The organism is Nonomuraea sp. NPDC050691 (assembly GCF_040654455.1).
Taxonomy (GTDB): Bacteria; Actinomycetota; Actinomycetes; order Streptosporangiales; family Streptosporangiaceae; genus Nonomuraea.
This window is the reverse complement of record NZ_JBFAIA010000046.1, coordinates 40,129-49,204: the sequence shown is the minus strand read 5'-3', so window position 1 is coordinate 49,204 and position 9,076 is coordinate 40,129. Positions and strand designations below refer to the sequence as shown.

Here is a 9,076-nt window from a genome sequence, read left to right as displayed (position 1 = left end):
CGAATTAACAGCACACAAATCGGCATTGCGGAACGCCTGACCTGTGACGAGGAGCGCATTCGACGGTGGGAAGCCGGGGAAGTTCGCTGGCCACGTTCTGGTCGCGGAAGACGCCGCGTGACAGGACGGACCGGGCCCGCTCGAACGACTCCTCGGCCCGGTCGAGCTGGCCGCGGGCCAGCGCGATGTCGGTGCTGAAACCCTGCAGGCTGGCCTGGTGCGGTGGCGGGGGCATGAGGTCGAGCGCGTGCTCGACGACGTCGAGGGCCTCGTCCCAGCGGCCGAGCGACAGCAGCGGCTCCGCCAGGTTGATCGACAGGAAGGCGCCGGAGGTGCGGGCCACGCCGTAGCGCTCGGCCTCGGCGACGCCGTCGCGGGCCACCCGGACCGCCCGCTCGTGCAGGCCCGCGCCCTCCAGCGTGTCGGACTCGGAGATGGCGCAGCTGAGCAGCGCGCTGAAGGCGTCGGCACCGAGAGCGAGCCGCCGCGCCTCGGCGAAGCCACCGAGATGGGCCTCGGACTGGGAGTAGTCGCGGGCGCGGGCCCAGGTGAGGGCGATCAGGGCGTGGGCCTCGCAGGCGGCGTCACCCACCTGGCGGGCCAGCTCGATGGCCTGCTCGGCGGTGGCGATCCTCTCGTCCCACACGTCGGTCCCGTGGAGCATGCGGGCGAGGTTCTCGAGGACGCGGGCGCGCAGCCGGGCCGGCCCGTCGGCCGTCAGGGCCGCCGCCTGGCGCAGGTCGTCGAGATTGCCGAACCGGCCCAGGTCGTAGCGGATGATGCCGCGCTTGCGCAGCAGGACGGCGGCCCGGATCGGGTCGGCGTCGCGGTCGAGCTCGGCCAGGGCCGCCCCGGCCAGGGCGACGCCGCGCTCGTACTCGCCCGCGAGGTGGGCGACCGTCACGGTCTGCGACATCACCTCGACGTGATCGGCGCCGATGCGCTCGGCGGCGTCGGGCACCTGGCCCCACAGCTCCAGCACCCGCGACAGCATGCGGAGCTGCTCGTCGTAGGCGGTGGCCTTGCGCGCGGCGGCGGCGGCCGCCCAGGCGCTGACCAGCGCCCAGGTGGCGTCGTGGGCGGAGTGCCAGTGGTGGGCCAGCTCGATCGCGCCGCGCGGGGCGGGCAGGATGGACGGGTCGCGCTCCAGCGCCTGCGCGAAGCGGGTGTGCAGGCGGGTGTGCTCGCCGGGCAGCAGGTCGTCGTGGAGCGCCTCGCGGATCAGCGCGTGGCGGAAGGAGTAGCCCTCGCCGTCGACCACGAGGACGTTGCCCGCGACGGCGGGCCGCAGGGCGCGGGACAGCTCGGCGTCGTCGAGGCCGGAGACGGCCGACAGCAGCGCGTGCTCGATGTGCTGGCCTCCGGCGCTGGCCACGCGCAGCAGCTCCTGCGTCTCCTCGGGCAGCCGCTCGACGCCGGCCAGCAGCAGGTCGCGCAGCGACTCCGGCAGCGCGAAGCCGCCCCCGGCCTCGCTGAGCAGCGCCTCCACGAACAGCGGGTTGCCCTCGCTGCGCGCGTAGATCATCTCGACGTCGGCAGGGCTCGGCTCGCGCTCCAGGATGCTGGCCGCCTGCTTCACGACCTCGCGGCGGGTGAGCCTGCGCAGCTCCATCCGGCTCACCCAGCCCACCCGGGCCAGCTCGGCCAGCAGCGGGCGCAGCGGGTGGGTGCGGCGCAGCTCGTCGGTGCGGTACGTGACGACGATGAGCAGGCCCGCGTCGGAACGCTGGTAGCGGACGAGGAACGACAGCAGGTCGCGGGTGGAGCGGTCGGCCCAGTGGGCGTCCTCGACGACGAGCACCACCGGCTGGTCCTCGGCCAGCCGTTCGAGCAGCCCGAGCACCTGCTCGAACAGGCGCGCCCGGGCCTCGGCGCCGTCGCGGTCGGGCTCGCCGAACTCGGGCAGCAGCCGGGCCAGCCCGCGCGTGGTGCCGCCGGGCACGAGCGCGGCGACCCCGTCGCGGCCGCGCTCGCGCACCAGGCCGCGCAGCACGGCGCTGAAGGGCGCGAACGGCAGGCCGTCGGTGCCGAGCTCCAGGCAGCCGCCGACGAGGACCAGCGCGTCGCCGGCCCGGCCGGTGAACTCTCTGATCAGCCGCGTCTTGCCCACGCCGGCCTCGCCGCCGACGAGCACGGTGGACGACGATCCGGCGCGGGCGCGGGAGAGGGCGTCGCCGAGCGCGGCGAGCTCGCCCGCCCGGCCGACGAAGAGCGGGCTCACCGTGTGGATCGTCACGCCCTACAGGATGCCATCCGCCTCCGACAGGACGAGCCGCCCCCGTACCCTTCCTACCTGAGCATCTTGCGGAAGAACGCGGCCGACTCCTCGTAGCCGAGGGCGTGGTAGAACTCCGGCGCCCGCCGGGTGGCCATCGACACGTACCGGGCGCCGCGGGCGCGGGCCCACCGCTCGCACTCCTCCAGCAGCGCCCGCCCGATGCCCTGCCGCCGCGACCCGCGGCGCACCATGGCCTCCTCCACCATGGCGACCGGCCCGTTGGCGAACAGGGTCAGGTGCGCGAACCCCAGCAGGTAGCCGTGGACCCGCCCGCCCGTCACGGCGGTGATCAGCAGCGCGTCCTCGTCGCGCAGCAGCCGCGGCAGCGCCTCGTCGAACGCGGCCCGCTCGGGCCGGAAGCTCGTCGCGAACTCCCTGGTCAGCCCGAACAACTCCTCCGCGTCGGACTCCCTGGCCGGCCTGATGACCAGCTCCCCTTCCGTCCCCACGGCGTCGATCGGTGTCATGATCCGAACCTATGTCACCCCCTCCCCTGGGCGGCGCGGGGCCCTTGGGCTAGCGTTCCGGGCGTGAGCGAGATCATGGTCGTGTACCGCAAGTACGGGGGAGCGCTGCACTGGCACCACCAGGGGACGCTCCTCGGCGAGGACGAGCACGGCGTGTGGGTCGGGGTGCCCGACGGCACGCTGGCGCGCAAGGGCACGGACCCGCCGGTCAGGTGGGAGACCGGGATCGTCATGCTGTTCCCGCGCGAGGCGTGGTGGACGGCGAGCTTCCACACCGAGCCGCACCGGACGGACGTGTACGTGGACGTCACGACGGTGCCCGAGTGGCGCGAGGAGGAGGTGACCATGGTGGACCTCGACCTCGACGTCATCCGGATGCGCGACGGGCGGCTGTTCCTGGACGACGAGGACGAGTTCGTCGAGCACCAGGTGCTGCTGGGCTACCCGGCGGAGGTGATCGCCCGGGCGGAGGAGACGGCCGCCATGCTGATGACGGCCGTGGGCTCGCGTCAGGAGCCGTTCGGCGGCGCCCCCGAGAAGTGGCTCTCCCTGAACGGCCGCCCGCAGTGACAGAACCGCAGTGACAGAGCCGGACTGACAGAGCCGGAGTGACAGAGCCGGTCAGAGGTCGCCGAGGCCGAGCTGGCGGGCGATGAGCATGCGCTGCACCTCGCTCGTGCCCTCGCCGATCTCCAGGATCTTGGCGTCGCGGTAGAAGCGGCCCACCGGGAACTCGTTCATGAAGCCGTACCCGCCGAAGATCTGCGTGGCGTCGCGGGCGTTGTCCATGGCCGCGTTCGAGGAGACCAGCTTGGCGATCGCCGCCTCCTTCTTGAACGCCTGCCCGGCCAGCATCCGCTCGGCGGCGTGGTAGTAGGCCAGGCGGGCGGTGTGGGCCCGGGCCTCCATGTCGGCGATCTTGAACTGGATGGCCTGGTAGTGGCCGATCGGGTGGCCGAAGGCCCGGCGGTCGCGGACGTAGCGCAGGCACTCGTCCACGCAACCCTGCGCGAGGCCGACGCCGATGGCGGCGATGGCGATACGTCCCTCGTCGAGGGTCCGCAGGAACTGGGCGTAGCCGCGCCCGCGCTCGCCGAGCAGGTTGGCGGCGGGCACCCGGCAGTCGCCGAAGGCCAGCTCCCTGGTGTCGGAGGCGTTCCAGCCGACTTTGGAGTACTTCTTGGACACGGTGAAGCCCGGGGTGCCGCTCGGCACGAGGATCGTGGAGATCTCCTGTTCGCCGGTGAGGGCGGCGACGGCGACCACGCCGGTGATGTCGGTGCCGGAGTTCGTGATGAACGCCTTCGTCCCGTTGATCACCCATTCGGCGCCGTCGAGGACGGCCGTGGTGCGCATGCCGCCCGGCACGTCGGAGCCGCCGCCCGGCTCGGTCAGCCCGAACGCGCCGAGCATCTCGCCGGTCGCCAGCCGGGGCAGCCACTCCTCGCGCTGCTCGGGCGTGCCGAACCGGTAGATCGGCATGGCGCCCAGCGACACCGCCGCCTCCAGCGTGATGGCCACGCTGGAGTCGACCCGGGCCAGCTCCTCCAGGGTCAGGCAGAGGGCGAAGTAGTCGCCGCCCATGCCGCCGTACTCCTCCGGCAGCGGCAGCCCGAACAGGCCCATCGCGCCCATCTGCCGCACGATGCCGTACGGGAACTCCTCCCGCTCGTAGTGGTCACCGATCACCGGGGCGACGACGTCGCGGGCGAACGCCTCGACGGTCTTGCGCAGCTCTTCGTACTCGCCGGTCAGCATGGGTGGTCAGCCTTTCGAGAGGGCCTGGACGACGCGGGACGGGCTGGGGCGGCCGAGCAGCCGGGCCAGCCAGGTGCTGGTCTCCACGAGCTTGCCGAGGTCGAGGCCGGTCTCGACGCCGAGGCCGTCGAGCATCCAGACGAGGTCCTCGGTCGCGAGGTTGCCGGTGGCCGACTCGGCGTACGGGCAGCCGCCGATGCCGCCCGTGGACGCGTCGACGGTGGTCACGCCGGTCCTGAGCGCGGCGAGCGTGTTGCCGAGCGCCTGGCCGTACGTGTCGTGGAAGTGGACGGCGAGCCGGTCGGGCGAGCCGAACGCCTCGATGAGCGCGGTGACGTGGCCGGGCGTGGCCACGCCGATCGTGTCGCCGAGCGACAGCTCGTAGCAGCCGAGCCCGAGCAGCCGCTCCCCCACCTCGACGACCTGCGGGATCGGCGTCGGCCCCTCCCACGGGTCGGCGAAGCACATGGAGACGTACGCGCGGACCCTGATCCCGTTGGCCAGGGCGCGGGCGACGACCGGCTCGAACATGTCGAACTGGCTCTCCAGGCTGCGGTTGAGGTTCTTGGCGGCGAACGTCTCGGTGGCGCTGGCGAAGACGGCGATCTCGTCCACCTCCAGGGCCAGCGCCCGGTCCAGGCCGCGCTCGTTCGGCACGAGCACCGGGTAGCGGACGCCGGGCCTGCGCTGGACCCGGGTCAGCAGCTCGTCGGCGTCGGCGAGCTGCGGCACCCACTTCGGGTGGACGAAGCTGGTCGTCTCGATCACCTTGTGCCCGGCGTCGGCCAGGCGCGCGACGAACTCCGCCTTCGCCTCGACCGGGACGACCGCGGCCTCGTTCTGCAGGCCGTCGCGCGGGCCCACCTCGTAGACGGCGACCTGGTGGGGCAGGCCCTCCAAGCCGTACGGCCGGCGCATCATGCCTCCTCCTCAGGGGTGACCACGGCCAGGACGGCGTCCATGTCGACCGGCCGGCCGGCCTGGGCCGGCAGCTCGGTGACGCGGCCGGCGAGCGGGGCGGTGACGGTGTGCTCCATCTTCATGGCCTCCACGATGAGCAGCGGCTCCCCCTCGGCGACCAGGTCGCCCGTCTGGACCTTGACCACCAGGACGGTGCCGGGCATGGGGCTGCGGACGACGCCGTCGCCCGCGCCCGTCGCGCCCGGGCGGTCGCCGGGATCGCCGATGAGGTGGCGGGTGAACGCCCAGGCGGAGCCGTCGCGGCCGAGCCAGAGCGTGTCGCCGTCACGGACGTGCGCGTAGTGGCCGGTGCGCGCGCCGAGCGTGACGGACAGCCGGGAGCCGTCGCGCCGGATGCGCGCGGGCACGGCCCGGCCGGAGCCGGGGTCGTCGCCGGTGTCGGGGGCGTGACCGGTGTTGATGTCTTCGCCGGAGCCGGGGCGCTCGAAGGGATCGTCGACGAGGTGGTCGACGGGGCGGCCGACGGGCAGGCGTACCTCGGCCGCCTCGTACGGCAGGCCGCGCGCCTGGACGGCGCGCACGCCGCCGCGGGACTCCAGCCGCCACGTCGTCCACGCCCGCTCGCCGACCCGCCAGCCGTCGGTGACCTCCCACGGGTCGGCGCCCTGGGGCAGCGCGTGGAAGACGAGCGCGGCGGCGGCCAGCGCCTCGGCGGGCGGCTCGCCGGCGAGCGGCAGGTCGGGCAGGATCCGCTCGACCATGCCGGTGTCGAGCGCGCCGGAGCGGACCGCGGGGTGGGTGACGAGGGCGCGCAGGAACGGGACGTTCGTGGTGAGACCGAGCACGGCGGTGCGGGCCAGCGCCTGGTCCAGCCGCAGCAGCGCCGCGTCCCTGGACGGGGCCCAGGCGATCACCTTGGCCAGCATGGGGTCGAACTCGCTGCCCACGACCGTGCCCTCGGCCAGCCCGGAGTCGACCCGGACGCCCTCGCCCGCGGGCTCGTGGAGGGCGAGGACGCGCCCGCCCGTCGGCAGGAAGCCGCGCGCGGGGTCCTCGGCGTAGACACGGGCCTCCACCGCGTGGCCGCGCAGCCGTACGTCCTGCTGGCCGAAGGGCAGGGGCTCGCCCGCCGCCACCCGGAGCTGGAGCTCCACCAGGTCGAGGCCGGTGACCAGTTCGGTGACGGGGTGCTCGACCTGGAGGCGGGTGTTCATCTCCATGAAGTGGTGCTCGCCGGTCGTGCCGTCCACGATGAACTCGACGGTGCCGGCTCCGGTGTAGCCGACCGCGCGGGCCGCCTCGACGGCCGCCGCGCCCATGCGGGCGCGCAGGCTCTCGTCCACGAACGGCGACGGCGCCTCCTCGACGATCTTCTGGTGGCGGCGCTGGAGACTGCACTCGCGCTCGCCGAGGTGGACGACGCCGCCGTGGGCGTCGGCCAGCACCTGGATCTCGATGTGGCGGGGGTTGGTCACGTAGCGCTCGATGAGCAGCGTGTCGTCGCCGAACGCGGCGCCGGCCGTACGGCGGGCCGACTCGATCGCGTCGGGCAGCTCGGCGGCCGAGCGGACCAGCACCATGCCCTTGCCGCCGCCCCCGGCGGAGGGCTTGATCAAGGCAGGGAAGTCGCTCCAGCCGGCCAGCGACTCGGCGGGCTCGGCGGCGCCCGGGACGACGGGCACGCCGGCGGCCGACACGGTGGCCTTCGCGCGGATCTTGTCGCCCATGGCGTCGATGGCCTCGGGCGGCGGGCCGACGAAGACCAGCCCGGCCTCGGCGCAGCGGCGGGCGAAGGCGGCGTTCTCGGCGAGGAACCCGTAGCCGGGGTGGACGGCCTGGGCGCCGGACGCCTGGGCCGCCGCCACTATCGCCTCCATATCCAGATATTTCGGGATCTGGAGGGCTTGGTCGGCGTCCAGTACGTGCCGCGCCCCCACGTCCGACGCGGTGTGGACGGCCACGGACGCGATGCCCAGCCGGCGCAGCGTCCGGATCACCCGGACGGCGATCTCGCCCCGGTTGGCGACGAGGACGGTGTCGAACAGCGAAGGACTCATGCGCGTGGTCACATCCGGAAGACGCCGTAGCGGACGGGTTCGAGCGGGGCGTTGGCCGCCGCGGACAGGGCCAGGCCGAGGACGGTGCGCGTGTCGACCGGGTCGATCACGCCGTCGTCCCAGAGCCGGGCGGTCGAGTAGTACGGGTTGCCCTGGTGCTCGTACTGGGCGCGGATGGCGTCGGCGTCGGCGGAGCCGACCGTGGTCAGGACGTTGGCCGCCTGCTCGCCGCCCATGACGGAGATGCGGGCGTTCGGCCACATCCACAGGAACCGCGGCGAGTACGCCCGCCCGGCCATCGCGTAGTTGCCCGCGCCGAACGAGCCGCCGATGACGACGGTGAACTTCGGCACCCGGGCGCAGGAGACGGCCGTGACCATCTTGGCGCCGTGCTTGGCGATGCCGCCCGCCTCGTAGGCCTTGCCGACCATGAAGCCGCTGATGTTCTGCAGGAACACCAGCGGGATGCCGCGCTGGTCGCACAGTTCGATGAAGTGGGCGCCCTTCAGCGCCGACTCGCTGAACAGGATGCCGTTGTTGGCCACGATGCCGACCGGGTGGCCGTGGACGTGCGCGAAGCCGGTGACGAGCGTCGGGCCGTACTCGGCCTTGAACTCCAGGAACCGCGAGCCGTCCACGACGCGCGCGACGACCTCGCGCACGTCGTACGGCTGGCGCGTGTCGCCGGGCACGATGCCGTACAGCTCCCGCGGGTCGTGGCGGGGCTCCTCGGGCGCGGACGCCGGCCACGGCCGGGGCGCGCGGGGCGCGAGCGTGGAGACGATGTCGCGGACGATGGCCAGCGCGTGGGCGTCGTCGGCGGCCAGGTGGTCGGTGACGCCGCTGACCCGGGCGTGCAGGTCGCCGCCGCCCAGCTCCTCGGCGGTGACCTCCTCACCGGTGGCGGCCTTCACCAGGGGCGGGCCGCCGAGGAAGATGGTGCCCTGGTCGCGGACGATGACGGCCTCGTCGCTCATGGCGGGCACGTACGCGCCGCCCGCCGTGCAGGAGCCGAGGACCGCGGCGATCTGCGGGATGCCTCGCGCGGACATCGTGGCCTGGTTGTAGAAGATGCGGCCGAAGTGCTCGCGGTCGGGGAAGACCTCGTCCTGCTTGGGCAGGAAGGCGCCGCCGGAGTCGACGAGGTAGACGCACGGCAGGCGGTTGTGCAGCGCCACCTCCTGCGCGCGCAGGTGCTTCTTGACGGTGATCGGGTAGTACGTGCCGCCCTTGACGGTGGCGTCGTTGGCCACGACCACGCACTCGCGCCCGGAGACCCGGCCGACGCCGGTGATGATGCCGGCGGCGGGCGCCTGGTCGTCGTAGAGGCCGTTCGCGGCCAGCGGCGACAGCTCCAGGAAGCGCGAGCCGGGGTCGAGCAGGCCGTCCACGCGGTCGCGCGGCAGCAGCTTGCCACGCTCGACGTGGCGGCGGCGCGCCCGCTCGGGGCCGCCCTGCGCCGCGGCCGCGAGCCGTTCGAGCAGCTCGGCGGCGAGCCGCTCGTTGTGCTCGGCGTTGCGCTTGAAGTCCTCGCCGCCGGGGTCGGCGGACGACCTCAGCACGGGCCAGTCGCTCATGACTCCCCTCTCGTCCTG

7 protein-coding genes are annotated in these 9,076 nt (G+C 73.7%); 1 reads left to right on the top strand and 6 read right to left on the bottom strand.

The features are described from left to right. Positions 1-4: 4 nt before the first annotated feature. Positions 5-2,236 (bottom strand): AAA family ATPase, encoded by a 2,232-nt coding sequence (locus AB0H81_RS19205; protein ID WP_358376056.1) that lies wholly within the window; start codon positions 2,234-2,236, stop codon positions 5-7. A 53-nt stretch (positions 2,237-2,289) separates the two neighbouring features. Continuing rightward, positions 2,290-2,745, bottom strand: coding sequence for a GNAT family N-acetyltransferase (locus AB0H81_RS19200; RefSeq protein WP_358376054.1), 456 nt, complete (start codon positions 2,743-2,745; stop codon positions 2,290-2,292). Between the two features lie 63 nt (positions 2,746-2,808). Between AB0H81_RS19200 and AB0H81_RS19195 the strand changes: the two genes are divergently transcribed. Further along, positions 2,809-3,315, top strand: coding sequence for a DUF402 domain-containing protein (locus AB0H81_RS19195; RefSeq protein ID WP_358376052.1), 507 nt, complete (start codon positions 2,809-2,811; stop codon positions 3,313-3,315). Between the two features lie 51 nt (positions 3,316-3,366). Here the strand turns inward: AB0H81_RS19195 and AB0H81_RS19190 are convergent, their stop codons facing one another. The 4 genes from AB0H81_RS19190 to AB0H81_RS19175 are packed head-to-tail and all read right to left on the bottom strand — an operon-like array spanning position 3,367 to position 9,058. Continuing rightward, the gene (locus tag AB0H81_RS19190) at positions 3,367-4,503 is read right to left on the bottom strand and encodes an acyl-CoA dehydrogenase family protein (RefSeq protein ID WP_358376050.1); all 1,137 of its coding nucleotides are present in this window, start codon (positions 4,501-4,503) and stop codon (positions 3,367-3,369) included. 6 nt (positions 4,504-4,509) lie between these two features. After that, complete coding sequence (locus tag AB0H81_RS19185) at positions 4,510-5,421, bottom strand: hydroxymethylglutaryl-CoA lyase (RefSeq protein WP_358376058.1); 912 nt, start codon at positions 5,419-5,421, stop codon at positions 4,510-4,512. Beyond that, positions 5,421-7,481, bottom strand: a complete 2,061-nt coding sequence (locus AB0H81_RS19180; protein WP_358376048.1) for a biotin carboxylase N-terminal domain-containing protein — start codon at positions 7,479-7,481, stop codon at positions 5,421-5,423. The genes AB0H81_RS19185 and AB0H81_RS19180 overlap by 1 nt, the downstream gene beginning before the upstream one ends. Before the next feature lie 8 nt (positions 7,482-7,489). Beyond that, positions 7,490-9,058, bottom strand: coding sequence for a carboxyl transferase domain-containing protein (locus AB0H81_RS19175; RefSeq protein WP_358376045.1), 1,569 nt, complete (start codon positions 9,056-9,058; stop codon positions 7,490-7,492). Positions 9,059-9,076 lie beyond the last annotated feature (18 nt).

Excerpts from the sequence above, each read along its gene's own strand:
- AB0H81_RS19200 (WP_358376054.1), bottom strand. The coding sequence starts at position 2,745 with ATGACACCGATCGACGCCGTGGGGACGGAAGGGGAGCTGGTCATCAGG.
- AB0H81_RS19190 (WP_358376050.1), bottom strand. The coding sequence starts at position 4,503 with ATGCTGACCGGCGAGTACGAAGAGCTGCGCAAGACCGTCGAGGCGTTC.
- AB0H81_RS19185 (WP_358376058.1), bottom strand. The coding sequence starts at position 5,421 with ATGCGCCGGCCGTACGGCTTGGAGGGCCTGCCCCACCAGGTCGCCGTC.
- AB0H81_RS19180 (WP_358376048.1), bottom strand. The coding sequence starts at position 7,481 with ATGAGTCCTTCGCTGTTCGACACCGTCCTCGTCGCCAACCGGGGCGAG.
- AB0H81_RS19175 (WP_358376045.1), bottom strand. The coding sequence starts at position 9,058 with ATGAGCGACTGGCCCGTGCTGAGGTCGTCCGCCGACCCCGGCGGCGAG.